The following is a 23219-nucleotide window of genomic DNA, read 5'->3' on the forward strand; positions in this document are numbered from 1 at the left end:
CCTACGTCGTTGCCACGGAGTACGGCGACAGCCCGATCCACCGTACCGTTCTCGCGTGCACCGCGCCGCTGATCTCGGTGGCCGACGACGCGGGCGTGGCGCAGTACGGCGGCGTCCAGGGTCTACACGTTCCCGGAGGGGCTGGGATCGTCTTCGCTGGGCGCCATCAACCGCGGCAACCCAACGATGGGCGTGACCGGACGTTCATCGACGCATTCACGGGCGTCAACGCGCTCGGGTCTGCGGTCGCATCCACTGGCGCCACGCTGGTCGGCACCGAAGCCACGTGGCTTCAGTCGACGCCAACGCGACGGCAGCTGCGAAGGTCGCGGCGATCAGCTCGGTGAGTATCGCCACCCCAGCTGACCGAGTCGGGCGGGCGGCGTCCATGACGGCACCGCAACGGCCGCGCTGATGTTCCTGAACTTCGCCATTGCGGGACGACGCGTCGCACACGGCGGGCTCTGGGACGTTCACCGGCACGACCACGTTCGCGTGGCCTGCCGCGGGAGACAAGTGATGTTGCGAACCGTCTATGACGCCGAAGGCCGCGAGCACACCGTCGAGGCCATCGATGCGCGTGAGTATCTCGCGACGGGGCTGTACTTCGCCGAGCCTCCCGCGCCGCCGGTCGAACCGATCGGATCGAAACTCCCGGATCCCGACCCTTCGGCCGAGCCCGACAAGTCAGAAGCCAAATCGAGAAAGGGTTGACCCGAAAGGGCTGAATCACCATGGCTGACAACCTCGCCGCGGTCGCAAATGCCGGCAAGATCCTCGCTGCGGACGACATCGCTGGCGTCCTGTACCCGCGAAGCAAGCTCGTGATCGGCGCGGACGGAACGAACGACGGCGACGTGTCGGCGACGAACCCCACTGCCGACCAAGACGCACGGACCGGCCTCCCGGCGCGCGGTGGGTGAGCAGCGTCTCTGCAAGCGAGCGAGGGATCACCATCCCGGCCGCGAACCTCGCGCGGAGGTAGCCTCGTTCAACGACAGCACCGGCAACGCTGTACCTGTACCCGTCCGCCGGGGACGGTCACGCCGTCCCTGTTCAGCGTGAAGCTGGCTGCCGGTGAGGCGTTCGCGCTTGGCGAGGGCGAGTACACGGGAATCATCACCGGATCTGGTCGACGCGACGGTGCCGCGCGTGTCACGGAGATGACCTGATGCAGATCATCCGACGCTTCATTGGCCCGACGGACACCGCGTACAACAGCGACAGTTGGGGCAGTGCTGCGGCTGACCACCGCTGGGGCTGACAGCCGCGTCGCTGTTCCTGGGCGTCAGCGCGCAAGCAGCGGACAGCGGAACTGCGGGCGGCGCGGCAGCGTACAGCGCCGGCGGCGACACCGGACGGCGGCGGCGCGTCCCGCGGCAGTGACGCCGGTGCGGGCGACATGCCCGGCACCGCGCAAGAGGTGACGGGTGCCAGCCGAGTTCTACGCACCAAAGTCGCCGCACGTCCACGCTCAACGCCGCGGCCGTCGCCGGAACGACGACGCTGACCCTGCCGGGGTCCAGCGGCACGCTCGCGCTCACGAGCGACATCCCGTCCCTCTCAGGGTACGAGACGAGCGCGCACGCCTCGTCGACGTACCAGACGCTCGCGGGGATGAGCGGGTACCTGACGCCTCGACGGCGGCGGGAGCCGCGGGCGGGGCGCCGCGTCCTACCTCCTGGCCTCGACGGCCGCCTCCACGTACCTCGGCATCAGCGCTCAGGCGGCCGACAGCGCCCTGCTGGCGGCCACGCGGCCGCGTACTTCCAGACCGCACTGATCTCCGGCACCGACATCAAGACGATCAACTCCGCGTCGCTGCTCGGTCTGAAACGTGTTGTCGGCGGTAGCGGCGAACACGTTCACGAGCACGCAGACGATCCCGCGACAACGTACCAACGTCCATCGACAATTCATCGTTCAGCTGGGCTGTCTCTAACGCCTTTTGGCCTGGACCTCAGGTCGCACCGCCGAGGCTTGGGCCGTTTCAACTCAATATTGGAGGAGCGACTTTTAGCAGTGAATGGGACCCGGTGATGTATTTCGGGTACAACGCCGACGGTGCTGTTTCGAGCGAGCCCGCGTTCCGCTGGGTTATCGAAGGCAACTACAACACCGGGACCGAACGAGATTTAGAAGCGTATTGGGAATACGTCGATACCGCTGCGAATGTGTGGCGTCCGATTTTCGTGTACCGCAACAAAGCCACGACCACGACGGGCGGCGAAACATTGGTGCTCAACAACGAGTACCTGTATCTCCAAGGAACGCGCGCGGCTCCGCTGACGTTCACGCTCAAGCCGAAGAACTCAAACCAGCCGGCGCAGATTTGGGTCCAAGGACTAGGAACCGGAAACAACACGAACCAGTTCCTGAAGATCGCAGGCGGCAGCAGCGATTCGAACGCAGCATTCATTCGCTTGGGCGGAAACACCTGCACGACTGGCGAGATGGGCGGCGGCAACTACGCCGAAGGTCTGCTGCAACTCGGTGCTGGCGCCCCGTCGACGCACACCGCAGGAACTACTGCTGGCACGATTGTGATGCTGGCCGGCGCGACCCCAACCGAGTATTTCCGCCTGCAGTACGACGGCAAGGTGGTACTGAACAATCCGACAGTCGCGGCCTCGTATCAACTTGATGTCAATGGATCAATTGGCGGGGGGCAGATTTCCGCAGATGTGCTGGCGGCCGGTGGATTTAGGTTCAAAGGGCACACGACGAAGGGGATGTATCTCCAAACGACGAACCTCGGTGCGGGCAGCAATGTGCTGGTGCTTCAGTCGGCAAACGGAATTGATGTTGGGATCGGTGGCGGACAGATCAGGGTCAAGTCAAGCGTCGGGTTCGGGTTTGCGTCAGGCGGCCCGGATGACTCCGTCGGCGACACGCTGCTCTACCGTGACGCCGCCGGCACCCTCGCCCAGCGCAACGGCGCGAATGCGCAGACGCTGCGGGTGTACCGTGGATGGACTGACGGCTCGAACAGTTCCCGAGTTGAAATCGGATGGAACTCGACGACGGCCCTGTTCAATACGGTAGGGATAGGGACCGGAAGCAAGGGAAATGTCGCGTTCGGGACGGCCGCATTGGCGACGAGTGCAACCGTGGGCTACATCATGGTTCCTGGGTGCGCCGGAACCGCTACTGGAGTTCCTGCCGACATCCCGACGGGGCAGTACCCGGTCGTGTACGACACCACAAACAAGAAGATCGGCGTCTACGACGGCGGGTGGATCTGGACTGCGGCGCTTACTTGATATGAGTCCACGTCCTGCCACTCTTGATGTGCCAAATCGTCGGCCCGGTGACGCCGAAACGCTCGCCGATTTCTCTGCACGTCATCGATTTGAGCATAACGCGAATCTCGCGAACGTCGGATTCGGTGAGGATGTGGCGGCCCATGCGCTTCATGGACATGTCGGGGCGTGGAACGTGGCGCCAGTGGTTGCCCTGGACGATCTCGTCGATCATTTTCGTGCTAATTCCAAATTCAACGGCGATGTCGCGGCGATACTCGCGTGCGGCGATCTTCCGAAGAATCTCCGCAACCTGCTCCTCGTTCAGCTTTGCCGCGCTCGCGTTGCTTCCGGCGTATCGGCGATGAAGACCAGTGCGGTATGCATGCGCGATGTTCTCAGAGCGTGTCACCCATTCCAGGTTTTCCGCACGGTTATCGATCTTGTTTCCGTTCTTGTGGTTGCCTTGGTGCAATTCAGTAGGAGCGGGGCCGATGAACGATTCAAGAACCGCTCTGTGCACACACATAGCCTTCTGCGTCGTCCCCTTACGGACTGGCGCAAAGACGAGGTAGTTGTAATTCGTCATCCTCGGAAGCAGGAGGCGGTCCGTCTTGCATCTTGGGCTACCGGCGTCGCGTTTCACGCGGCCCATGTTGCTGACAGAGTAATAGCCTTCCCATCCAAGCACCGGCTTCCAAATCTCGACCATTGCCATATCCGATAAATGTCTGATGGGCCTAATTATACCGAGCCATGAACGACAAAACCATCACCCTCACGCTGTCCCTGCAAGACGTGAACGTCATCCTCGCGGGCCTCTTGGAGTTGCCCGCGAAGGTGAGCCTCGAAGTCATCGGCCGCGTGAAGCAGCAGGGCGACGAACAGATGCAAGAGACGCAACCGGAGGAATCCCATGGCTGACTACACCATCACAATCGACGACGCCGACGTGCCGGGCCTGACCTGGGCGCTGGAGCGGTACAACGCGAGTTTGCCGGCCGAGGTCGGAGACCCGGAAAAGCCCGGAAAGATGATCGCGAATCCTGCGCTGCTCGCCGACGAGGCCGCCTACGTGCAGCACGTCATGTCGAACGCCGCGCAGTCGTACATCGTGCAGCAAGGCGGCGACCTCGCCGACAAGGTACGCACGCTCAAGCCGAAGAACGTCGCGACGTTGAAGGCGGCCATCGAAGCGGCGGTCGCGGTGGATGTCGCGGAGAAAGCGGCGGCGGTGGAGGCGGCTGCCGTCGGGGCGGTGAGGGTCGGGCCGTAATCGGACTGGCACGAGGCGAAGATGCTCGCGTTCTGGATTCCGATCTTTTTCAGCGGCAGCGTTCCGTACTTTCGTCCGCAGGTACTCATCGCAGTTGCGGCTGAAGATCGACTGGCGCTGGTGACCATCGAATCGCGGGTTGTGCCCGTTCCAGCGGATGTCAGGACGGCATCGGTCCCGCAGTATCAGCGCACGACCGTCGTAGGTCCCGAATCTCAGGCATAGGAAGAGTCATGTCGACCCTAGCAACCTACGTGCACGACCCGAACGCGAACATCGACTACGGATTCGACTGGTCGGATTGGCTCGTCGACGGCGATCTGATTTCGGCCAGTTCGTGGTCAATCGACCCTACCGGACCGACCCTGAGTAACGACACCATCGACGACACACAGAAGCTGACCAGGTGCTTCGTCGCGGGCGGCGACGCGGGAACCAGGTACGTTCTCTCGAATCACATCTTCACCGATGCCGGCCGGGAGGATGACCGGTCCATCACCTTGAAGTGCAGGGAGCGATGACATGGCGCTGATTGTCGAGGACGGAACCTTGGTCGCGTCCGCGAACAGCTACGCTACGGTCGCCCAAGCCGACGACTACCTGGAGGCGCGGGCTCGTGACTCCGCCTGGGCCTCGCTGGACGACGACGTCAAAGAGGGATACCTGATCCAGGCGACCGACTACATGGTGCAGCGGTACCACGCCTCCTGGAAGGGCGTGCGCCGGTCCGCCGCCCAGGCGCTCGACTGGCCACGCGCCTACGTCGACTACGAGCCGGTCTACCAGTCGACGGGCGTCGTCGCCGACCCGGTGACGGGCGGCTTCTGGCTGCCCGCGGACGAAGTTCCCGGCCGGGTTATTCACGCCTGCATCGAGCTCGCCGTGCGCGCAGTCTCCGGGGCTCTGGCGCCCGATCTCGCGGCGCAGAAGAAGCGCGTGCAGGTCGGCCCCATCGAGGTCGAGTACGCTGCGGCCGCGCGCGAGTCGAAGGCGTTCCAGGCCGTCGAGCAGCTGCTCGCTCCGCTCCTCGAGAACGGCGGATCATCGTCCATGCTGACGGTGCTGCGCGCATGAGCCTCTACGACGAACTGGCGGCGACGGTCGTCGACCTCCTGGCCGACGATGACATTGCCGGCGAGATCACGCTGACGCGGCCGTCGAGCGAGCCGTCGACCTACGACGCCTCGATTGGCTCGGCGACGCCGGTCGACCCGATCACGTACACCGGGGGGCGTGCCGTGGTCGCCAAGTACCGGACGCGCGACATCGACGGCACGCGCATCCAGCGTGGCGATCGCATGGTGATCCTGAGCACGAGCGGGATCGTCCAGCCCATGACCGGCGACACGATCACGATCGACGGCGAGACGTTGACCGTCGTGGACGTGGACGTCGTCAAGCCCGGCCCAGGTCAGGTCGCTGTCGCCTACATCGCTCAGGTGAGGGTGTGATGGCGTTTGCAGAAGACCTCAAGCGGGCGTGCGACGCGACCAAGGGCCGAGCCGAGGACGTGGTGCGTCGATCCGCGATCGCCATGCAGAAGTCGATGATTCTGAAGACCCCGGTTGACTCCGGGCGCATGCGCGCGAACTTCCAGTGCGGACTGGGCGACATCAACCGACGCAACGGCTACCTTCCAGGCTCGGACGCGCTCTCGCGCACCGCCGAGGCGCTGCTCAACTGGAAGCCCGGCCAGGACATTTACCTGACCAACTCGGTGCCCTACGCCAAGGTCGTGGAGTTCGGGCTGTACGGCAAGCCTCCGGGCAGCGCGAACGGTCCCAAGACCGTGGGCGGCTACTCGAAGCAGGCGCCCGCCGGCTTCGCACGCCTGACCGCGCAGGACTTCTCGAACCTGCTGCACGGCGCCATTCAGGGGCTGCGGACGTGAGCATTGCCACGATCCGCGCCGCGCTGGAGTCGCGTCTCAACGGCATGGCCTCGCCGTTGCCCAGCGCATGGGAAAACGTCTCCTACACGCCAATAACGGGCGTGCCGTGGCAGCGCGTGAACCTGCTCGTGAACGATCCCGTGGACTACGCCGTCAGCTCCGACGTGGTCGAGCAGCGCGGAATCCTGCAGGTCACGCTGTACTTCCCGGCGGGCGCCGGAAGCGCAGCTGCCGCCGCGCGCGCGCAGGCCATCGCCGATCGCTTCGCCCCTGTCCAAACCCTCATCAGTGGCGCGACCAAGGTCGAGATCTTGCGCACCGCCCACATCGCGGGCGGCCAGGTGGTCGACGAGTGGTGGTGCGTGCCCATCTCGATCTACTGGCGGTCCTTCACCGCCTGACCCAATCCTCAACCCCGCCCGCGAGGGCACCTCCAAGAACCCGCCGCTGGCGGGTTTTTCATTCCAGGAGAACTGCCATGCCTGCTGTGCCCACCGGAACCCTGTTCTACGTCGTGAGTTCGTTCGGCTCCCCGCTGACCGTCACCGCGGTCTCCAACGCCTCCGAAGCTGTCGTGTCCTGCACTGCGCACGGCTACAACAACGGCGACGTGGTCGAGATCACGAGTGGATGGGGTCTGCTCAACAAGCGTGTCTTCGAGGTCTCCGACAAGACCACGGACACCTTCAAGCTCAAGGGCATGGATACGTCCAGCACCGATCGGTTTCCGCCCGGCACGGGAACCGGCACGGTGCGAGAGATCTCGGCCTGGACGCAGCTCTCGAAGGTCATGAACCCGCAAAGCCAGGGCGGCGGGCCGAAGACGTCCAAGTACAAGTTCACCGAAAGCGACGTGGAGTACTCGATCAACGACGGCTTCGAGGCGACCTCGATGACGCTCGAGTTCGACGACGACGACACGACGGCCGGGTACACCGCTCTGCGCACTGGAACGGACAGCCAGAACAACAACGTCCTGAAGATGCTGATGCGCAGCGGCTCGCGGGTCTACCTGCCCTGCACGTTCGCGCTCAACGACGTGCCGCGGCTGCAGGACGGGCAGATCAACCGGATCTCGGCCCAGTTCGCGGGCAACAATCGGCACACGCGCTACTCGGCGTGATCGCCCTCCTGGCCGTCGCCGCGCTCATCGCGTGGTGGCGGCCACTTCGATTTCCGCCCACGGGTCGCTCCCGAGCATGGGCCTTTTTCCAAGAGCACAAGGACAACCCATTCATGGCCAAGATCACCCTCGCCGTCGCGCCGACGTTCAAGCTCGACGTGTCCATCCCCGTCATCGGTGAGCGCAACGTCACCGTGGGCTTCACCTTCAAGGGTCGCAGCAAGACCCAGTTCAACGAGTACATGCAGGCCATGCGCGGAATGGCCGACCCGGACGCGATGATGGAAACCGTGTGCGGCTGGGATCAGGAGCACGAGTTCAACCGCGACAACATGGTGCTGTTCCTCGAATCGCACCCGCTCGCGGCCGAGGCCGTCCTGAGCCGCTACATGAAGGAGTACCTGGGCGCACGGCTGGGAAACTGAAGGAGGCCGCCGCCGCGCTCTACCAGAAGAGCGACGGGGAGGGCGGGCTGTTCTCGGACGACGACTTCGAGTGCGAGGTCTGGCCCGAGAACTGGCCGTCGTTCCAGTTGTTCGCCGAGTTGCGAACCCAGTGGCGGCACGGCCTCAATGGCCCGACGGGCCTCGACTACACCGCTGTCCTGGCGGTGCTGCGCGCCAAGCGCCTGCCGCGTGAGCGGGCCGACGAGATGTTCGCCGACATCCGCGTCATGGAGCGCGCCGCGCTCAACGAGATCCACCGCAAATAGGAGCCTGAAGTGGCAGACGAGATCGTCAGCGTTGGCATCAAGATCGACACGAATGCCGATCAGACTGCAGCTGCGCTGGATAAGGTCGCGTCCAAGGGCCCGAAGGTCGAGCAGGCGTTCGACCAGATCAAGGGCGCCGCGGGCGCCACCGGCAAGGCCATGGAAGGCATGGGCACCGCCGGCGCCACGGCCGCCACCAAGGTGGACAAGCTGTCGGCCGCGCTCACGGCAGCGGCCCAGGCCGGCGACCGCGCGGCGGCGGCGCAGGCTGCGGCGGCAGAGGCTGCGGCCAAGACCGCCCGTGCCGCTCAGGACGGCGCGTCTGGCGTGAGCGCCATGCTGCAGTCGCTCACGAGCGTCGAAGGCGCGATGAAGCTCGTGGCAGCCGGGGCGGCGGCGTTCCTGGCCGAGTTCGGCATCCAGAAGATTCTCGCCATCCGGCAGGCGTTTCTGTCGCAGGCCGATGCGATCACGTCGCTGAACACCACGCTGCGGCTGGCTACCGGCTCGACCTTGGCGGCCTCCGACGCTTACAACTCGCTCTTCGCGGTCGCGCAGCGGTCGCGCATCGGCTTCACCGACCTGGGCGACACCTTCGCGAAGATCGTGCGCAGCACGCGCGACATCGGCGTGTCCACGACCGACGCTGTGCGGATCACAGAGACGCTGTCGAAGGCCATCACGCTCTCGGGCGTGTCGGCCGAGTCCGCCAAGCTGGCGATGATCCAGCTGGGCCAGGGCATGGCGGCCGGCGCGCTGCGAGGCGACGAGCTCAACTCCGTGATGGAGCAGACCCCGCGTGTGGCGCAGGCCATCGCCGATGGCCTGGGGGTGAGCATCGGGAAGCTGCGCGAGATGGGAAGAGAGGGTCAGCTGACGGGCGAGGCCATCGTCGGCGCGCTGCAGAAGGCTGCCAAGACCATCGACTCCGAGTTCGCCGTCTCGGTGACCACTGTGGGGCAGGCGACCACGGTGCTGCAGAACGCGACGACCGACCTCATCGGCAAGCTCGACAAGATGACGGGCGAGTCGCAGCGCGCGGCCGGCGGGCTGCTTGGGATGGCCAAGGCGCTTACGTCCATCGCCGACGTGGTCGACCGGATGAACAACCAGCCGTTGCCGAAGATCCTGCTGAATCAGGACAACTTCAACCCGTTCAACGCGCTCGAGGCGAGCCCGCTGTTCCGCATCACCGGCGCGCTCGCGCAGCGGATCCTGCCGACCCCGGAGGAGGCGCAGGCTCAGTCGGTCGAACGTGCAGCGCGCGAGAACAAGGCGTGGGACGCGATCATCGAGCAACGGGCCCAGGCGGCCCAGGCGCTCGACACCGCCTCTCGCAAAGCCAATGAGGCTCTGTCGAAGTTCGCCAACGAGCCCGGCAACCTCTCGCAGGCCGGCAAGAAGCTCGCGGACCAGACCAAGCTGCTGCGCGAGTTCACCGACACGGTGAAGCCGTTCGCCCAGGGCACCGAGCAGTACGCGAAGGCGCTGAATTCGCTGGAGCAGGGGCTGAAGAACATCGATGAGAAGTTCAAGCCCAAGGGCAAGGACAATAGCAAGCAGGAGGAGCAGGAATACAACTCGCTCTCCGACGCGATCCGCAAGAAGGCCGCAGCTGATCTGCTGGCACTGGACTCCGAGGGCAAGCTGACCCAGGCGGAGAAGTTCGCCGCCGAGATGAAAGAGCGGTTGCTTGACTCCAACCTCAAGCTGACCGCCGCGCATCGCGCGAGCCTGCAACTCGACGTCGACGCCAAGGCCACGCTGATCGCGCTGGCCGAGGAGCGCAACAAGGCGACCGCCGCCGAGCAGGAGGAACTGAAGGCCCGCGAGCGGGTCATCGACCTGGCGAACAAGGAGTCGTCCACCGAGCAAGGCCGAATCGGCGCGCTGGCCGGCACGGTCCAGGCCATGCGCGATCACAACGAGCAGATCGGCCTGAGCGCGCGCCTGGTGCTCGAGCTGAACTTGAAGAAGCAGGACCTGGCCATCACCGAGAAGGAGTACGAACTGATCGTCGCCAAGAGCAACGATCTCGGTGAGACCAAGATCACGCAGCTGGAGAACGAGATCCGGCTGATGCGCGAACGCCGGCAGCTGACGGTCGAAGGGTTCGACAAGGACCGTGCGGCGGACCTCGTGAAGAGCCAGGAAAACGCTGCGAAGGACGCGGCGACGGCCTGGCAGCGCGCTTCCGACGACATCAACCGGGGATTGACCGACAGCATCTTTCGCGCGGCCGAGTCCGGGAAGTCGGCGTTCCTCACGCTGCGCGACTCGATCAAGGGGATGTTCGCCAACATGGTCCTTCGGCCGATCGTTCAGGGTTCCATCGGAGCGCTGACGGGCGCGCTCGGGCTCACTGGCACCGCGTCGGCCGCCACCAGCGCCGGATCCGGTCTGGGCACTCTTGGCGGGCTGGCGTCGCTTGGCGGGTCGATTGGGTCGTTCGGCAGCGGGTTCGCATCTGGCCTGACCGCGTGGGGCGCCGAGGGCAGCGTCACCGGGCTGCTGGGGATGGGGACTGACCTGTTTGCTGGCGGGATCGCCAACGGCCTGGGCACGATTGCCGGGGCGCTGGGGCCGATTGCCAGCGGCGTGGCAGCGGTCATGGCGATTCTCTCTTCCATGGAGGGCGGCGGGCCCAAGAGCGGCGGGTCGTTCTCGACCAATGCGGGCGAGCGCCTGTTCACCCCGGCCGACAGTGACGCCCTGGTACGCACGCTGGGCGAGGGGATCGTCGCCGGCTTCCAGAACGCCGCGCAGAAGTTCGGCGGCTCGGCGGCCGGCACGAGCATCAGCCTGGGCTTCGACACCGATCCCCAGGGCAAGGCTTCCAATCGCGTTGCCTCGCGCGTGGTGAACGCCCTGGGCGTGACGACGCTCGACAACAGCGCCGGCCGTGACATCGGGCGCAACGCCGAGGACATCGCCAAGGAACTGGCCACCGAGGCCAAGCGCGCCCTCCTGGCGGCGCTGCAGGGCGCGGACCTGGGGCAGGGGTTCTCGGACTTCTTCAAGCGCCTGGACCCCGCCACCGCGGCCCCGGATGCCATCGACAACCTGCTGGCCTTGGCCGGCGCGATCAAGGACTTCGCCGACAGCGTGCGTGGCGTGCCCGGCTCGCTCGGCGAGATCGCGAACCTCACCGCGTCGGCCATCGACCAGCTGGCCAACTCGTCCGGCGGGCTCGACAAGCTGAAGGCCAACGTCTCGTCCTTCTTCGAGAACTTCTTCTCGCCGCAGGAGCAGCAGACCGCGCGCACCACGCAGTTGAGCAAGGCGTTCGACAACGTGGGGTTGGGCCCCGACTTGACGCTGCCCACCGCCGAACTGAAGGCGTGGTTCCGCACGACGGTCGACGGCATCGACACCTTGACCGAGGCCGGCCGCAACCAGTACGCCTCGACCATCGCGCTGTCGGGCCCGCTCGCCGAGTGGATCCGCCAGGCTGATCAGCTTTCGACGGCCGCGGAGCAGGCGGCCGAATCGGTCGCGCAGTCCATCTCGCAGGCATTCGACTCGCCGACGGAGCGGCTGCAGGCGGGCTTCGCGAAGCTGAACATCACGATCCCGGACAGCGTGGAGAACTTCGAGGCGCTGGTGCGCAACATCGACACCTCCACCACCGCCGGTCAGGACCTGGCGAACACGCTGATCGCGCTGTACCCGGCGTTCAAGTCCGTGCAGCAGGCCGCTGCGGAGTTGGAGCGCACCGGCATCACGAAGGAGATGGACAGCCTCACGGCCACGTTCGGCGACTTGTCGAAGTCGCTGGCCGAGCTGGAGCATCCCGCGCAGACGGTGGCCGACCGCTTCATCGAACTGGGCCAGAACATCACGTCGCTGCAGGACGCGCTCGCGCAGGCGCTGGGGACCGCGCCGCAGACGAACATCGAGAAGCTGCAGGCGGCCATCGCCGGCCGCGACAGCATCGTGGGCGCCAAGGGCAACATCCGAGACACGATCAACTCGACCATCGTGGACCAGTTCGTGGCGAAGAAGGACACCGCCGGGGCCACGGGCTTCATCGACAGCCAGATCCAGTGGCTGTTCTCGCATCTGGCCGAGAACCCCGCCGACTACGCCGCGCGCATCACGTCGCTCGTCACGCAAAAAGCGAGCATCTCGTCGTCGGCCGCCACCGACGCCTCGCAACAGGAGGCCGACCGGATCAACGAGGCGCGGAGCACGCGCATGGACCAGCTGCGCGAGGAGATCGACACCTTCAAGCAGCTGAAGTCCATCGGCGAGGACATCGCGAACACGCTGCTGGAGATGCGCACCGGGTCGCTGACGGCGCTCGCGCCCAAGGATCAGGTGAAGCTGGCCAGCGACAACTTCGACACGTTGTTCGCGCAGTACCAGATGGACCCGAAGAACCCTGAGATCGCCGGCAAGCTGGCTCGAGCAGGCACCCTCGCACTGCAGGAGTCGCAGTCCTTCTCGGGCAGCGGCGGCAACTACGCCGCGGAGTTCCTGCGCATCACGGGGGCGCTCGACAGCGTGGGCCTGTCCCTGTCCAGCATCCCTGGACAGCTGACGAAGGACGAGCAGCAGCTGAAGGCGCTGCAGGACACCAAGGACGCAACGGCGACCACGGCCGACAACACGGGCGACATCATCACCGAGCTTGGCACCCTGAGCACGGCGCTGGACGGCGTGATGACGACCAAGAACACCGAGATCACCAATCTCGTGACCGCAATCGACGCACAGATCGCCGAATGGCAGGCCGACCGGACCGCGATCCAGGCGCAGTGGGTGACCGATCAGAACCGCTGGACGGGGCTTGAAGGGCGCTTGGTCTCCATCGAGGGCAAGCTGGCGACCATCGCCGGGGCCGCCTCGAACGGGGCCGTCTGATGCTGATCGCCGTCCACTTCAAGGCGGCCATCGACGCAGCCGGCACGCTGCGCGACTACGTGATCGCCACCGACGGCTTCATCACGAGCGCGGGCAGCACGCCGGCGAACACGCCCGTGTGGCGACGGCTGATCGACCCCGGATTCATCGAGAGTTCCATCGCATCCTCCACGCAGGCAGGAAAGCTGCTGTTCGGGCTCACCACGGCCAGCAAGGGCACCGCTCGGATCAACAACACCGACGGCGTGTTCAACGACCTCCCGCGCTTCGGCGTGGCCGGCCAGGACTGGAACGTCTACTTCGTGGAGGACTTCATCCCCGCGATCTTCCCGGACGGCTGGTACAAGGTCGGCACGGCCACCATCGTGTCGATGGTCGGGGACGGCGACACGCTGCAGGTGAACCTGAAGGAGAAGTTCACCCTGTTCGACAAGCCGCTGTGCCCGCGCTTCCTGGGCACGGGCGGCATCGAAGGGATCGCGGCCCTCACCGACACCGCCAAGCCGGTCTGCTACGGCTCGCCGATGAACATCTCCCCGGTGATGATCGACCCGTACCTGCTGATCGCGATGGTGGCCTCCAACGGCCTGACGCACGCCGCGCACGCGAAGGACGGAGGCTCGGTGATTGCACGCATCGCGGGCGCCGACTACAACGACGAGGCCGACTACGACGCCTTGGCCGCGGCCGACGTGCCCATCGGGCACTACATCTGCTGCACCACCGACGGCGTGATGAAACTGGGCTCGCCCATCGTCGGGCAGCTGACGTGCGACGCGATGCGCTACCAGTACGCCGAGGAGCGCGCGAACCCGTCCCTGGTCATGCAGGACATCGCCGCCGACGCGGCGGTGCCCGGCCTCGCGCTCAACTACACGGCCTGGAACGACTTCGAGGCGTGGGCTGATACGGTCCCTGGCGGCTCGAAGGTGGGCTACTACGCGCGCGACGACAGCACCACGTTCGCCAAGGCCCTGTCCGACATCGCCGGCTGCGTCGGCGCCTGGGTGGGCTTCAACCGCGACGGCGAGTTCACCGTCGGGCGCATCACCGACCCCGCCGACGGCACGCCCGAGTTCACCATCAGGGCCGACCAAATCTGGACGATCCGTCGCGTCACCAGTGGCGACCCCGGGCGCGGCCAGCCCTACGGCAAGATCGTCCAGAAGTACCCCAAGAACTGGACCGTGCAGAGCAGCGGCCTGTTCGGCGTCGTGCCCGACAACGTGCGCAAGGAGTTGGCCGAGCAGTACCCGTTGTCGACCACCTACGAGTGCCTGAACAGCGACGACTCGACGCCGACGCTCACGCAGTTCGCGCAGGCCACCGACTACATCCTCGAAAGCTTCGCCGCCGGCCGGCGCGTCACCTCCGGTGGCGACATCGAGGCGCACGTGCCGGTGCCGTCCGAGGATCTGTCGGTCATCTTCGGCCGCGCGCGCGACTGGATCGAGATCACGGTGCCGTTCAGCTACGACATCTTCTACTCGGTCGACCTTGGAATCGTCGGGACGATCTACGCCGACGACTTCGGCCTGGAGGCTGGCAAGCAAATGATGGTCGTGTCCATCCGCTACGAGTTGGGCAGCGAAGTGCCCAAGGCAACGCTGACCATGTGGGGTTGACGTCATGCGCAATCTGGCGCTGTGCTGGCCGAACCGCTTCACCGAGGCCACGGTGTCCCAGGGGAGCTACGAGTCCCTGTTCCCGCCGTCGAACCTCTACGACCCAGAACCGACGGCTGTCGCGCGGACCACCGATCTGCTGACCACCTCGACGTGGCTGCGCGTGACGTTCCCGACCCCGCGCACCATCCGCTCCATCGCCCCGATGAACACCAACGCGACGCGCGACTGCACGTTCCGCGTGAAGGCCGGCACCACCGCGGGCGCCTCGGACCTTCTCGACACGGGCGTGCTGGACCTCTGGCGCATCCCGTTCGACACCTGGGGCATCGAGTGGCGGAGCACGGGCAACTGGTGGGACGACGCGCCGATCAGCACGATCTACGGTGCCCCATGGACGCCGGGCCTGTTCCTCAACGAGGACGTGACCTCGAAATACTGGGATCTGTTCTTCGATGACACGGCGAACCCCGACGGCTACCTGCAGTTCGGGCGCCTCTTCATGGGCCCGGCGCTGATCCTCGAGCACGGGGCCGAGTACAACGGCCGGCGGCCGATGAAGGACTTCTCGAGCAAGGCCGTGCTGCTGAACGGCGGCATCGTCGGGCGAGCGCGCCGCGCCGCGCGCAAGGAGATATTCAACCTGCCGCTGATCTGGAACGGCCCCGAGGAGTACCGCGTGCAGGAGATGCTGCGCGTGAGCCGCACGGTGAACGAGGTGTACTACGTGCCGAAGTTCTGGGATCCGGCCGTGCTGCAGTACAAGGGCTTCGTCGGCACGCTGGACGAGCTCTCCGGGATGAGCGCGGCGACGTTCCGCTCGCAGGGCATGCAGCTGCAGATCACCGAGAGCATTTGACATGCCGCTCGACAACACCCACTACGGGTTCGCGACGACGGCCGCAGCAAAGGCCGCGTGGCTGTCGATGCTGGAGCGCGTGGCGACGCTGCACATCGAGGCCGGCGTCATCATCGACGCGCTCCTGCCGTCGGCGCCGGCGACGGAGCAGGTGTTCGCGACCGACGGCGCGTCGCGCGCGGCGCTGCTCGCGGCCTACGCGGCGTTGCGCACGGGCGACGAGACATCGGTGTGGTGGGCCAGCGAGGACGAGACCTGGCACGAGCTCAAGCGGCCGCTCGTGGACGACCTGTCGTCGCAGATCGTGCGCGGCATGATGGGGTACGTCATTGCGTGCCAGGCGCGCCGGAAGGCAATAGCGGCATCGATCTCGGCGGCCGGCAGCGCGGATGCGGTGCTTGCGATCGACCTGTCGCTCGGGTGGCCATCTCGCGCGCTGGCCGGAGGCGAGAAGATCGCGGACGACTTCTGCCTGTCGTTCTTCGTTGGCGGTGTGCCGGACGCGTCCGAGGTGCTGTTCCAGTTCGTTTGCCCGTACCCGCTATACCTCGAGGCGCAGCTCGCGGGGTCGCAGTGGACGGCGACAGCGAATGCGACGGCGAACACGGCTATTGCGGTCAAGCGCAACGGGGCGGCGCTGGCGACGTCGACATATGGCGCGGGAACGTCGACGGTAACCGTAACGGGAATGTCGAGCGCCGTCACAACCGACATCGGCGACTTGATCTCGTTCCACGCGCCGGCATCGGCGGACGTGACGCTCGCGGGAATCACGGGGTCGATCGTGGGGTGGTTCTGATGGCGACCGGCACCCGGATGCCAGCGTACCCGGCGGGGACCAAGCTCTCGCCGTACTTCTACCTGTACGTGCCGTCGACTGACCGCATCTGGATCGGTTCGACCGAGGTCGGCTGGACGAACGCGGACTTTCCGAACGCCGCACCCAGCACCTGGGCCATCGTAGACCCGTCGAATCTGTCAGCCATCGAATCGTGGTCCGCCGTCGAATCGGTCGGCACCGCGGGCGTGCACTACGAGCACTGGTACGACCCGGTGAACGATGTCGTTTGGGCCGAATGCTACCGATCCGGGCCGGGCGCGTACAGATGGATCCGATGGGCGTCTGACGGGTCGATTGAACTTGAGACGGACGCAGCCTCCAACTCCGTGGGTTTGTTCCCCAACGAGAACACGGGCGACGTCTACTGCATCGAGACTGACCCTTCGTCGGGGTATCGGACGCGCTGGATTCGCAAGGTCAACAGCGACGGGACGCTCGGCGATACGGTGGCCGACTTCGCGGCCGGGATCACCTTCGCGCTCGGGGCGGTGGACGGCAGCGGGAACCTGTGGGTGCACACCACCGACGGGAGTCACAACCGAGAGATTCTGTTGATCGACCCGGTCACCTACGGACAAACGTCGATCTGGACCGACACGGGGATCTCGAACGGGATCGACTCCATGTGCTACGACTCGGTGTTGGATCAGATGCTGATCTGGCGCCGCTACGTTGGCGGTGGCGACAACGGGTCGGTTCTGTTCATCGACTGCGCCACCAGCACGGCCGGTGCAGACATCGCGGTGCCAGCGACGGGCGACGGGTGGACGCTCAGTCACGCAGACTTAGGAGAAGGCCCGCGCTTCGATCCGGTGCGCAATCTGTTCTGGTGGGTGGTCGAAGTCCCGGAAGTGCTGGCAAGCAACAACGTCGCGATCAACCGCGCCGCCGTGTCGTTCGACACCTCCGCGTTCGCCGTCGTCCACGTCGAACCGGTCGTCTACTACGGCCCGGAGATCGATCTGTCGGTAATCGATGACCTGGTCAACGACTACGCCGACACCTACAGCGTCGGCTACTCCGGCGTGCTGTGCACGCGGTCCGGGGCGCGCGTCTACTGGTGTGCGTGGTTCGAGATGTGGGACGACGCGACGAGCACGTACCTGTACGACCTGGTGTTCGTCCAATGGTGGGAGCCGGACGCGCCGACGGGCCGCCGCTGGGTCACGATCAACATCAACATACGCAGGAGGTGATCGCATGAGCAACCAGATCCTTCTCGACTACGCCGGCGTTCCCCGGCATCGCTGGGAACAGGTGTGGAGGGCGCCCGACGTTCCGCGCATGATCCCGATGGTCAGCAACGTCTACGATCGCTTCATCGAGCAGAACCAGTTCGGCCGCACCATCAAGGGGTGGGTCGACCTCACCGAACTGCCAACGCGCGAGGAGTGGCTCGAGGTGTTCCCCGAGCCCGAGGCCTACACGCCGCCCGCCGAGGCCCCGGTCTACACGCCTCCGGTGCCGCAGACGATGCACGTCGTCGGCTACCCGCTCGAGCGCGTGCGCGTCACGCCGATCCCGCCGATCGAACTTGGGGCCTGGCCGAGCGTCTCTGTCTATGAGGAATGGGTCGAATTCCAGGGCGTGCGCCGGAACGCGATCGTCGCGCTGTCGAAGCCATTCGACTGCAAGGAGGGGTGCGAGATCACCGTGCTGCAGTCGCTTCGCAACCTCGAACCGGTACTCGACGAGAACCACCCCGGTCGCATCGACACCACCGACTGGTGGGACCGGATCGAGCGCTATGCGCCCGGGCACCCGATCCTCGCGTTCAGGTCGTTCGTCGACTCGCTCAACGACGCGCGTCCAGTCGGGGAGTAGGTGGTGGTGCTCTCGGGCCGGTCCAACGACAACGAACAAGGACTCGACGAGATGGCGCGAGAAGACGGCGCATGGCACCTCGACAAGAAGCTCAACGTCGGCCACCTGCTGACGACCTTGACCCTGGCCGGCGCGCTCATCTCATGGGGCGGAGCGATGGATCGGCGGATCGCGGTCCTCGAGGAGAAGGCGGCGACCTATCAGGTCGAGCAGCGTCGCCAGGACGAGCAGCTCAAGGTCTCGATCGACTCGATCCGGGACGAGTTTCGAAGCCTCCGGGACGACCTGCGCGAGCACACGCGCAAACTCGACCGGATCGTCGAGAACGGCAACGGCTACCCTCGGAGGACCGCCCCGTGAGGCTCGTCGACGACTGGCGCCGCGTGCTGCGCCGCGCGTGGTCGGTGCGCCTCATGGTTCTGGCCGGTGGGCTGTCTGGGTGCGAGGCGGTGCTGCCGTTCTTCACCGACTCGCTGCCGTGGCCGCGATGGCTGTCGGCGCTCGTGGTGTTCGCGATCGTGGCCGGCGCGTTCGTCGCACGTCTGGTGGCGCAGCGTGGCTACTAAGGTGCAGCGCATCGGAGGCGCCGCGGCCATCGCGACGGCGCTCGCGATCCCTGCCGAGGGCCTGCGCCAGGTCGCCTACCGAGATCCGGTTGGCATTCCAACTCTTTGCTTCGGGTCGACCAAGGGCGTGCGCATGGGCGACACCGCGACCGTTGAGCAGTGCCGCGAGATGCTGACGCGCGAAATGCTCGAGGCGGTCGAGGAGGTCGACCGGTGCCAGCCCGGCCTGCCGGTGGAAGTGCTCGCGGCGTTCGCGGACGCCACCTACAACATCGGCCCGGTCGTCGCCTGCGACACCGGCCGGTCCACCGCGGCGCGCCTGCTGGCCGCCCGGCGCTACGCCGAGGCCTGCGACCAGTTGCTGCGCTGGGATCGGGCCCGGGTCGCCGGCGTCATGGTCGCGCTCCCCGGACTCACCAAGCGCCGCGCCGCCGAGCGTGACGTCTGCCTGCGGGGGGCCGCCTGATGGACGAGTACGACTTCGTCGCCGCGTGGCGCGCCCACCGTCGCGAGCTCGCGCGCGGCGAACGCGCCTGGCGCCACTTCGCCGCCGGCGTGCTCTGCGGCATCGCCGCGCTCACGCTGGCCTTCGTCCTCACCGCACTCTGGAGCGCACGATGAACATCTGGTTCCGCATCCTCTCTGGCCTGCTGCTGGCCGCCGCCGTGTTCGGGTTCGGCTACCGGCAGGGGTGGTTCGCCGGCGACTCGGCGGCGCGCCGCGAGCTCGAGCCCAAGATCGTCGCGCTCAACGCGGAGAAGGTCGAGGCCGAGCGTCAGGCGGTCGCGGTGCGCGAGGCGTCCCGTCTGAAGGCCGACAAGCTCGCCGCCGATCTCCTGTCCGCGAACACCCGCATCACGAGCCTGCAGAGGAGAGTCAACGATGAGATCCGCGCCCGCACGTCTGCTGTCGACCGCGCTGTCGGCGCTGCTGCTGTCAAGCTGCTCAACGAACTGTCCCCCATCCGCTCCCCGGGTCGAACTGGTGCGCCCGCCGCTGCCGCCGCCGTCGATGCTCGACCTGACGGATCTTCCGCCGCTGCCGCCGATTCCGATCGACGTGCCGCCGCGGACGAAGAGGACGACGGCTCCGGCGCCAGCGAGCGCGCCGTCGCCCTCGCGTTGAGCGAGCGCGGCACGCTGTACGAGCGCTGCAGGATCAGGTTCACGGCGCTGGTCGCCCACGTGCGGTCGGTGTCGCAGTAAGGCGTCTCCTCACCCCTCATCAGGGTGTTCGCCCGCACAGGCGGCAGGCCTTGCGCGGGCGCTTTTTCTTCCAAGGACCGGCCATGCGCGCTGCCCTGATCGCCCTGTTCATCAGCGGGTGTGCGGCGCCTTCGTCATGCCCGGTCTGCAAGCCAGAAATCCCGGCCGATCTCCTCGTGGTCTGCTTCGAGAGCCGCCTCTACGCGCTCTCGGACGCCGCGAAGGAGGTCATGCAACTTTCCGTCCGTTGCGGTCCGGGCCGCACCGAACGACCCGTGCACACACAGGAGTAGCACCATGGCGAAAATCACGATCAGCCTCGTTCACGAGTTCGACAACGGTCAGCAGTCCAGCACCGTCACCACGATCGGAGCGCTCGGCGCCTCCGAGGCGGCGGTGCTAGAGCAGACCTTCGTTCCGATCATCCAGCAGTCGCTGCAGCGCCTGGGCCGCTTCAACGCGACCGTGCGCGACGCGAACTTCCCGGCCATGCTGACCGCCACCCAGGACATCATGAACGGCAAGATCAGCGCACCGGCCGCGACGCCGGCGCCTGCCGCCGCCTGATGCCGTTCTGGTGGATCGATCCGCTCGAACTGCTGGCCGCGGCGTTCGACCTATGGTTGTGGTGGGTGGCGGTACCGGCGGGCGCCTTCCTGGCCCTCTGCTGGATGCTGTCGCTGCGCGCCCCGCAGAGGTCGGATTCGGGTCGGTAGGCGACCTCATCGGCCTGCTCAGGCAGGTCGATGAGCGTCTTCCCGTCGTCCTGCGCTGCCCGCCCGAGGCGCGCGGGATCGCCGTCGAGGTCGCGACCGTGGCCTACCTGCCAGCCGACGCGATCGTCGCGCTCGGGGCCTGCCTGGTGCTCATGCCTGGCATTCCGGACTGGTGATGCGCGCGCCCCGCCGCGGGCGCCCGGTCGAACCGAGCTCGCTCACCCAGCGCGTGCTCGCCGAGCTCTCTGACGAGCAGTGGAAGGACACGTACGAGCTCGCCCGCGTACTCGGCGCGTCGCCGCGGCGGGTCGGCGACATCTGCTCGTCCCTGGCGACGCAGGGGATCCTAGAGAACGCCACGCAACCGCCGTGGGCTGGGGTGTGGCACATCCGCGACAGCCTTTGAGGATGACCATGGGACAACTATCCAGGAAGTTGCGCGGTGGCCAAGACGGGTACACGCTCTTCTTCTGCCCGGGCTGCGCCAGCGCGCACGCGATCCGCGTAGGCACCGGACCCGGGCCGCGCTGGGGCTGGAACGGGAATGCCGACGCGCCGACCTTCGCGCCGTCGGTCCTCGTGACGGTCACCGTGCCGGCGCCGCGCGAGCCCGACGACCCGCCGGATCAGGTCTGCCACTCGTTCATCACCGATGGCCGGATCCAGTTTCTCGGCGACTGTACGCACGCGCTCGCCGGGCAGACGGTCGACCTTCCTGACCTTCCGCCGTACATGCAAGACGATCCACCTAGCTGACCCGCCCGTCAGGCGCGATCCTCAGGAGAACTCTAGGGCGAGCCCACGAGGTTGAACGAGTCGCCGGCGTTCATGGGGATCCCGCACGGTTCGCGCAGCATCGGGGACAGACCGAATCCTGGGATCATCACCGACACGCGGCCGACGGACATCTGCTCCTCGGCGACGAACGTGACCACGCCAGCGTAGCTGATCGCGCTCTCGGTGATCTTCCACATCTCCGCGGGAGCGGCGAACGCCCGTTCGCCGGCGGTCGTCTCGACGTAGATCACCGCGCCCTGCCAGGCCGACACGGCGGCGTCCCACCGGGCGTCCGCGATCGGCGGCCGCGTGACGTCGACGAGTTCCTCCGCGACCGCCATCCCAGGCAGCAACGAGAGCACCTTCAGGAACGCTCTCCGGTTCATCGCCATCCTCCCCACGTTATGGATCAGCGCCCGGCGGCCCAGGCCAGGTCCGCCTGCTCCCGCCGCGCCCGCTCGCGCTCTGTCATCCTGGCGACGCGCACCATCCCGGACGCCGCCTGCATCGACACCATCTCGTCGAGCTCGGGCAGCGCCTCGCGCAGCGCCCGCGCGCGCCAGGGGCGTGTCCCGACCATCCTCCTCGAGGAAGTGGATCGCCGCCTCGACGGCCGCCCGCAGCTTGCTCATCGCCTCATCCTGCTGACGCATGCCAGACCCGCGCCTGCGTCAATTCTGGGTGTTACGGGGCCTTCGGCGTCGCTTCCTGCCTCTATGACGGGGCCGGCATGGCGCGCAGGGAGTCGGTCACGGCTTCGGCACCCACCATCCGTGGAGGACATTGCCGCCCACCAGAACAGGTGGCGCACGTCTCGCGCTCGCCGGGTCGAACGCCAGTCCGCGATACTGTCGTACTTGCGCTGGTGGTGGAGACAATCCAAGGTTCGATTCCCACACGAATCCAGACCAATACATCATCACCTCACGAGGATCTGACGGACCGAGACGGGTCAACCACCAACCTCGTCGCGGAGGACACCCCCAAGACCAATCTGTGAGCGGCCACGTCATTTGCCACCTCCGCACTCGCAGTACACCTGGCACCTCGGGCAGTCACACTCGTCGGGCGCGTTGCACGAGAACCGCGAGAAAAACGCGGAGCACTTCTCGCACTGCGGCACGCGCTCCGGCTCCCTCGCTGCCTTCGCCAGCAGCGCGTCGACCCACTTCGCCTCTGACAACTGCTCGTCGCTCAGGTGGTCGAAGCGGCCAATACCAAGCAGTGCGCGCAACGCCAGCCCGACCGCACTGCTCGCGCCCTGGTGGTACCACAGCACGTTCAGCAGCAGCGCGCGGGCACGTTGCTCAGGACTCATTGCTCGCTCCCTTCATCGCCGCGACCTCGAATTTACTGCGCCAGAAATCGGCGTTCTCGCAGTAGCGGCGTGCTTCCTCTTTCCAGTACGCAGCATTCCGCGCCAGCACATCGCGCTCGGCAGCGAACCGCAGCGCATCATCTGTGCGGTCGCTCGCCTGCTTCTCCCAAGACTTGGCCTCGGATTTCCAGTGCCCCACCTCGGCTAGCAGGGCGGCGATGGCTGCCGCGACGAATGGACTACCGAGTACGCTGAGACGGTTCGCGTGATCCCGCAACATCGCGATATCGTCGTCGGTCATGCTGCACCTCTCGCTCGAATGGCCCGTGCTGCAACCTGCCCGTAAATCTTGATGCCGGTTGGGAGATGTACGTCGCA

General features: G+C 66.4%; 36 protein-coding genes. 30 read left to right on the plus strand and 6 right to left on the minus strand.

Annotated elements, in window-relative coordinates; genetic code table 11:
- The 3 genes from IPJ61_RS18575 to IPJ61_RS18585 form a co-directional block, all read left to right on the plus strand.
- A partial coding sequence (locus IPJ61_RS18575; protein ID WP_297111334.1) for a hypothetical protein occupies nucleotides 1–347 on the plus strand: 347 nt, incomplete at its 5' end.
- Between the two features lie 172 nt (nucleotides 348–519).
- The gene (locus tag IPJ61_RS18580; RefSeq protein ID WP_297111337.1) at nucleotides 520–714 is read left to right on the plus strand and encodes a hypothetical protein; all 195 of its coding nucleotides are present in this window, start codon (nucleotides 520–522) and stop codon (nucleotides 712–714) included.
- Between the two features lie 20 nt (nucleotides 715–734).
- Complete coding sequence (locus IPJ61_RS18585) at nucleotides 735–923, plus strand: hypothetical protein (RefSeq protein WP_297111340.1); 189 nt, start codon at nucleotides 735–737, stop codon at nucleotides 921–923.
- A gap of 799 nt (nucleotides 924–1722) precedes the next feature.
- Here IPJ61_RS18585 and IPJ61_RS18590 read toward each other — a convergent pair.
- A complete protein-coding gene (locus tag IPJ61_RS18590; protein ID WP_297111343.1) occupies nucleotides 1723–1875 on the minus strand; it encodes a hypothetical protein in 153 nt (50 codons plus the stop codon).
- Between the two features lie 164 nt (nucleotides 1876–2039).
- On the opposite strand from IPJ61_RS18590, the gene IPJ61_RS18595 reads away from it, so the two are divergent.
- A complete protein-coding gene (locus IPJ61_RS18595) occupies nucleotides 2040–3263 on the plus strand; it encodes a hypothetical protein (protein ID WP_297111346.1) in 1224 nt (407 codons plus the stop codon).
- On the opposite strand, the gene IPJ61_RS18600 is transcribed toward IPJ61_RS18595, so the two are convergent.
- The gene (locus IPJ61_RS18600; RefSeq protein WP_297111349.1) at nucleotides 3256–3954 is read right to left on the minus strand and encodes an HNH endonuclease; all 699 of its coding nucleotides are present in this window, start codon (nucleotides 3952–3954) and stop codon (nucleotides 3256–3258) included. The genes IPJ61_RS18595 and IPJ61_RS18600 overlap by 8 nt on opposite strands.
- A 44-nt stretch (nucleotides 3955–3998) precedes the next feature.
- Here IPJ61_RS18600 and IPJ61_RS18605 point away from each other — a divergent pair, with 44 nt between their 5' ends.
- The 26 genes from IPJ61_RS18605 to IPJ61_RS18730 all read left to right on the plus strand — a co-directional run bounded on the left by IPJ61_RS18605 (nucleotide 3999) and on the right by IPJ61_RS18730 (nucleotide 21502).
- Entirely contained in the window at nucleotides 3999–4166 is a 168-nt protein-coding gene (locus IPJ61_RS18605) for a hypothetical protein (protein ID WP_297111351.1), read from the plus strand.
- On the plus strand, nucleotides 4159–4518 hold the full coding sequence (locus IPJ61_RS18610; protein ID WP_297111354.1) for a hypothetical protein: 360 nt from the start codon (nucleotides 4159–4161) through the stop codon (nucleotides 4516–4518). Before IPJ61_RS18605 ends, IPJ61_RS18610 begins: the two co-directional genes overlap by 8 nt.
- Nucleotides 4519–4751: 233 nt before the next feature.
- Nucleotides 4752–5039 (plus strand): phage fiber-tail adaptor protein, encoded by a 288-nt coding sequence (locus tag IPJ61_RS18615; protein WP_297111357.1) that lies wholly within the window; start codon nucleotides 4752–4754, stop codon nucleotides 5037–5039.
- A gap of 1 nt (nucleotide 5040) precedes the next feature.
- On the plus strand, nucleotides 5041–5592 hold the full coding sequence (locus tag IPJ61_RS18620) for a DnaT-like ssDNA-binding protein (protein ID WP_297111358.1): 552 nt from the start codon (nucleotides 5041–5043) through the stop codon (nucleotides 5590–5592).
- Nucleotides 5589–5969, plus strand: coding sequence for a hypothetical protein (locus tag IPJ61_RS18625; RefSeq protein WP_297111360.1), 381 nt, complete (start codon nucleotides 5589–5591; stop codon nucleotides 5967–5969). Before IPJ61_RS18620 ends, IPJ61_RS18625 begins: the two co-directional genes overlap by 4 nt.
- The gene (locus IPJ61_RS18630) at nucleotides 5969–6409 is read left to right on the plus strand and encodes an HK97 gp10 family phage protein (protein WP_297111363.1); all 441 of its coding nucleotides are present in this window, start codon (nucleotides 5969–5971) and stop codon (nucleotides 6407–6409) included. The genes IPJ61_RS18625 and IPJ61_RS18630 overlap by 1 nt, the downstream gene beginning before the upstream one ends.
- Entirely contained in the window at nucleotides 6406–6810 is a 405-nt protein-coding gene (locus IPJ61_RS18635; protein WP_297111366.1) for a phage tail terminator-like protein, read from the plus strand. The genes IPJ61_RS18630 and IPJ61_RS18635 overlap by 4 nt, the downstream gene beginning before the upstream one ends.
- Before the next feature lie 77 nt (nucleotides 6811–6887).
- On the plus strand, nucleotides 6888–7532 hold the full coding sequence (locus IPJ61_RS18640; protein WP_297111370.1) for a phage tail tube protein: 645 nt from the start codon (nucleotides 6888–6890) through the stop codon (nucleotides 7530–7532).
- Between the two features lie 113 nt (nucleotides 7533–7645).
- Nucleotides 7646–7957 (plus strand): phage tail assembly chaperone, encoded by a 312-nt coding sequence (locus tag IPJ61_RS18645; RefSeq protein WP_297111373.1) that lies wholly within the window; start codon nucleotides 7646–7648, stop codon nucleotides 7955–7957.
- 47 nt (nucleotides 7958–8004) lie between these two features.
- Entirely contained in the window at nucleotides 8005–8244 is a 240-nt protein-coding gene (locus IPJ61_RS18650) for a DUF1799 domain-containing protein (RefSeq protein WP_297111568.1), read from the plus strand.
- A gap of 9 nt (nucleotides 8245–8253) precedes the next feature.
- Nucleotides 8254–13110 carry a tape measure protein gene (locus tag IPJ61_RS18655; protein WP_297111375.1) on the plus strand — a complete coding sequence of 1619 codons (4857 nt, stop codon included), beginning with the start codon at nucleotides 8254–8256 and terminating at the stop codon, nucleotides 13108–13110.
- Entirely contained in the window at nucleotides 13110–14735 is a 1626-nt protein-coding gene (locus IPJ61_RS18660) for a hypothetical protein (RefSeq protein WP_297111377.1), read from the plus strand. The genes IPJ61_RS18655 and IPJ61_RS18660 overlap by 1 nt, the downstream gene beginning before the upstream one ends.
- 4 nt (nucleotides 14736–14739) lie before the next feature.
- Nucleotides 14740–15594: a hypothetical protein gene (locus IPJ61_RS18665; protein WP_297111380.1), complete on the plus strand. Its 855-nt coding sequence runs from the start codon at nucleotides 14740–14742 to the stop codon at nucleotides 15592–15594.
- A gap of 1 nt (nucleotide 15595) precedes the next feature.
- Nucleotides 15596–16393, plus strand: coding sequence for a hypothetical protein (locus IPJ61_RS18670; RefSeq protein ID WP_297111383.1), 798 nt, complete (start codon nucleotides 15596–15598; stop codon nucleotides 16391–16393).
- Nucleotides 16393–17631, plus strand: a complete 1239-nt coding sequence (locus tag IPJ61_RS18675; protein WP_297111385.1) for a hypothetical protein — start codon at nucleotides 16393–16395, stop codon at nucleotides 17629–17631. Before IPJ61_RS18670 ends, IPJ61_RS18675 begins: the two co-directional genes overlap by 1 nt.
- A 4-nt stretch (nucleotides 17632–17635) precedes the next feature.
- A complete protein-coding gene (locus IPJ61_RS18680; RefSeq protein ID WP_297111388.1) occupies nucleotides 17636–18259 on the plus strand; it encodes a hypothetical protein in 624 nt (207 codons plus the stop codon).
- 3 nt (nucleotides 18260–18262) lie between these two features.
- The gene (locus IPJ61_RS18685; protein ID WP_297111391.1) at nucleotides 18263–18619 is read left to right on the plus strand and encodes a hypothetical protein; all 357 of its coding nucleotides are present in this window, start codon (nucleotides 18263–18265) and stop codon (nucleotides 18617–18619) included.
- Complete coding sequence (locus IPJ61_RS18690) at nucleotides 18616–18825, plus strand: DUF7940 domain-containing protein (RefSeq protein ID WP_297111394.1); 210 nt, start codon at nucleotides 18616–18618, stop codon at nucleotides 18823–18825. Before IPJ61_RS18685 ends, IPJ61_RS18690 begins: the two co-directional genes overlap by 4 nt.
- Before the next feature lies 1 nt (nucleotide 18826).
- Nucleotides 18827–19291 (plus strand): lysozyme, encoded by a 465-nt coding sequence (locus IPJ61_RS18695; RefSeq protein WP_297111397.1) that lies wholly within the window; start codon nucleotides 18827–18829, stop codon nucleotides 19289–19291.
- Nucleotides 19291–19446, plus strand: coding sequence for a hypothetical protein (locus IPJ61_RS18700; protein WP_297111399.1), 156 nt, complete (start codon nucleotides 19291–19293; stop codon nucleotides 19444–19446). Before IPJ61_RS18695 ends, IPJ61_RS18700 begins: the two co-directional genes overlap by 1 nt.
- Nucleotides 19443–20030, plus strand: a complete 588-nt coding sequence (locus IPJ61_RS18705) for a hypothetical protein (protein ID WP_297111402.1) — start codon at nucleotides 19443–19445, stop codon at nucleotides 20028–20030. The genes IPJ61_RS18700 and IPJ61_RS18705 overlap by 4 nt, the downstream gene beginning before the upstream one ends.
- 83 nt (nucleotides 20031–20113) lie before the next feature.
- Nucleotides 20114–20323, plus strand: coding sequence for a hypothetical protein (locus IPJ61_RS18710; protein WP_297111405.1), 210 nt, complete (start codon nucleotides 20114–20116; stop codon nucleotides 20321–20323).
- Between the two features lie 4 nt (nucleotides 20324–20327).
- Entirely contained in the window at nucleotides 20328–20597 is a 270-nt protein-coding gene (locus tag IPJ61_RS18715) for a hypothetical protein (RefSeq protein ID WP_297111408.1), read from the plus strand.
- Between the two features lie 52 nt (nucleotides 20598–20649).
- Complete coding sequence (locus IPJ61_RS18720) at nucleotides 20650–20922, plus strand: hypothetical protein (protein WP_297111410.1); 273 nt, start codon at nucleotides 20650–20652, stop codon at nucleotides 20920–20922.
- Nucleotides 20922–21152, plus strand: coding sequence for a hypothetical protein (locus IPJ61_RS18725; RefSeq protein WP_297111413.1), 231 nt, complete (start codon nucleotides 20922–20924; stop codon nucleotides 21150–21152). Before IPJ61_RS18720 ends, IPJ61_RS18725 begins: the two co-directional genes overlap by 1 nt.
- An 8-nt stretch (nucleotides 21153–21160) precedes the next feature.
- The gene (locus IPJ61_RS18730; protein WP_297111416.1) at nucleotides 21161–21502 is read left to right on the plus strand and encodes a DUF6527 family protein; all 342 of its coding nucleotides are present in this window, start codon (nucleotides 21161–21163) and stop codon (nucleotides 21500–21502) included.
- A gap of 32 nt (nucleotides 21503–21534) precedes the next feature.
- Here IPJ61_RS18730 and IPJ61_RS18735 read toward each other — a convergent pair whose 3' ends face one another.
- The 4 genes from IPJ61_RS18735 to IPJ61_RS18750 form a co-directional block, all read right to left on the minus strand.
- Nucleotides 21535–21909, minus strand: a complete 375-nt coding sequence (locus IPJ61_RS18735) for a hypothetical protein (protein WP_297111419.1) — start codon at nucleotides 21907–21909, stop codon at nucleotides 21535–21537.
- A gap of 23 nt (nucleotides 21910–21932) precedes the next feature.
- Nucleotides 21933–22103 (minus strand): hypothetical protein, encoded by a 171-nt coding sequence (locus IPJ61_RS18740; protein ID WP_297111420.1) that lies wholly within the window; start codon nucleotides 22101–22103, stop codon nucleotides 21933–21935.
- 429 nt (nucleotides 22104–22532) lie between these two features.
- Nucleotides 22533–22841 carry a hypothetical protein gene (locus IPJ61_RS18745; protein WP_297111423.1) on the minus strand — a complete coding sequence of 103 codons (309 nt, stop codon included), beginning with the start codon at nucleotides 22839–22841 and terminating at the stop codon, nucleotides 22533–22535.
- Entirely contained in the window at nucleotides 22831–23142 is a 312-nt protein-coding gene (locus IPJ61_RS18750; protein ID WP_297111426.1) for a hypothetical protein, read from the minus strand. Before IPJ61_RS18750 ends, IPJ61_RS18745 begins: the two co-directional genes overlap by 11 nt.
- Between the last annotated feature and the right edge of the window lie 77 nt (nucleotides 23143–23219).

It is taken from the genome of Tessaracoccus sp. (assembly GCF_016714275.1).
Taxonomy (GTDB): Bacteria; Actinomycetota; Actinomycetes; order Propionibacteriales; family Propionibacteriaceae; genus Arachnia.

Bases quoted from the DNA above. Each gene is read 5' to 3' on its own strand.
- IPJ61_RS18740 (WP_297111420.1), bottom strand. From the start codon at position 22,103: ATGGTCGGGACACGCCCCTGGCGCGCGCGGGCGCTGCGCGAGGCGCTG.
- IPJ61_RS18735 (WP_297111419.1), bottom strand. From the start codon at position 21,909: ATGAACCGGAGAGCGTTCCTGAAGGTGCTCTCGTTGCTGCCTGGGATG.
- IPJ61_RS18715 (WP_297111408.1), top strand. From the start codon at position 20,328: ATGGCGAAAATCACGATCAGCCTCGTTCACGAGTTCGACAACGGTCAG.
- IPJ61_RS18665 (WP_297111380.1), top strand. From the start codon at position 14,740: ATGCGCAATCTGGCGCTGTGCTGGCCGAACCGCTTCACCGAGGCCACG.
- IPJ61_RS18595 (WP_297111346.1), top strand. From the start codon at position 2,040: ATGTATTTCGGGTACAACGCCGACGGTGCTGTTTCGAGCGAGCCCGCG.
- IPJ61_RS18750 (WP_297111426.1), bottom strand. From the start codon at position 23,142: ATGACCGACGACGATATCGCGATGTTGCGGGATCACGCGAACCGTCTC.
- IPJ61_RS18620 (WP_297111358.1), top strand. From the start codon at position 5,041: ATGGCGCTGATTGTCGAGGACGGAACCTTGGTCGCGTCCGCGAACAGC.
- IPJ61_RS18700 (WP_297111399.1), top strand. From the start codon at position 19,291: ATGGACGAGTACGACTTCGTCGCCGCGTGGCGCGCCCACCGTCGCGAG.
- IPJ61_RS18730 (WP_297111416.1), top strand. From the start codon at position 21,161: ATGGGACAACTATCCAGGAAGTTGCGCGGTGGCCAAGACGGGTACACG.
- IPJ61_RS18605 (WP_297111351.1), top strand. From the start codon at position 3,999: ATGAACGACAAAACCATCACCCTCACGCTGTCCCTGCAAGACGTGAAC.
- IPJ61_RS18675 (WP_297111385.1), top strand. From the start codon at position 16,393: ATGGCGACCGGCACCCGGATGCCAGCGTACCCGGCGGGGACCAAGCTC.
- IPJ61_RS18600 (WP_297111349.1), bottom strand. From the start codon at position 3,954: ATGGTCGAGATTTGGAAGCCGGTGCTTGGATGGGAAGGCTATTACTCT.
- IPJ61_RS18580 (WP_297111337.1), top strand. From the start codon at position 520: ATGTTGCGAACCGTCTATGACGCCGAAGGCCGCGAGCACACCGTCGAG.
- IPJ61_RS18725 (WP_297111413.1), top strand. From the start codon at position 20,922: ATGCGCGCGCCCCGCCGCGGGCGCCCGGTCGAACCGAGCTCGCTCACC.
- IPJ61_RS18625 (WP_297111360.1), top strand. From the start codon at position 5,589: ATGAGCCTCTACGACGAACTGGCGGCGACGGTCGTCGACCTCCTGGCC.
- IPJ61_RS18660 (WP_297111377.1), top strand. From the start codon at position 13,110: ATGCTGATCGCCGTCCACTTCAAGGCGGCCATCGACGCAGCCGGCACG.
- IPJ61_RS18645 (WP_297111373.1), top strand. From the start codon at position 7,646: ATGGCCAAGATCACCCTCGCCGTCGCGCCGACGTTCAAGCTCGACGTG.
- IPJ61_RS18630 (WP_297111363.1), top strand. From the start codon at position 5,969: ATGGCGTTTGCAGAAGACCTCAAGCGGGCGTGCGACGCGACCAAGGGC.
- IPJ61_RS18720 (WP_297111410.1), top strand. From the start codon at position 20,650: ATGGTTGTGGTGGGTGGCGGTACCGGCGGGCGCCTTCCTGGCCCTCTG.
- IPJ61_RS18670 (WP_297111383.1), top strand. From the start codon at position 15,596: ATGCCGCTCGACAACACCCACTACGGGTTCGCGACGACGGCCGCAGCA.
- IPJ61_RS18615 (WP_297111357.1), top strand. From the start codon at position 4,752: ATGTCGACCCTAGCAACCTACGTGCACGACCCGAACGCGAACATCGAC.
- IPJ61_RS18640 (WP_297111370.1), top strand. From the start codon at position 6,888: ATGCCTGCTGTGCCCACCGGAACCCTGTTCTACGTCGTGAGTTCGTTC.
- IPJ61_RS18745 (WP_297111423.1), bottom strand. From the start codon at position 22,841: ATGAGTCCTGAGCAACGTGCCCGCGCGCTGCTGCTGAACGTGCTGTGG.
- IPJ61_RS18585 (WP_297111340.1), top strand. From the start codon at position 735: ATGGCTGACAACCTCGCCGCGGTCGCAAATGCCGGCAAGATCCTCGCT.
- IPJ61_RS18705 (WP_297111402.1), top strand. From the start codon at position 19,443: ATGAACATCTGGTTCCGCATCCTCTCTGGCCTGCTGCTGGCCGCCGCC.
- IPJ61_RS18710 (WP_297111405.1), top strand. From the start codon at position 20,114: ATGCGCGCTGCCCTGATCGCCCTGTTCATCAGCGGGTGTGCGGCGCCT.
- IPJ61_RS18610 (WP_297111354.1), top strand. From the start codon at position 4,159: ATGGCTGACTACACCATCACAATCGACGACGCCGACGTGCCGGGCCTG.
- IPJ61_RS18680 (WP_297111388.1), top strand. From the start codon at position 17,636: ATGAGCAACCAGATCCTTCTCGACTACGCCGGCGTTCCCCGGCATCGC.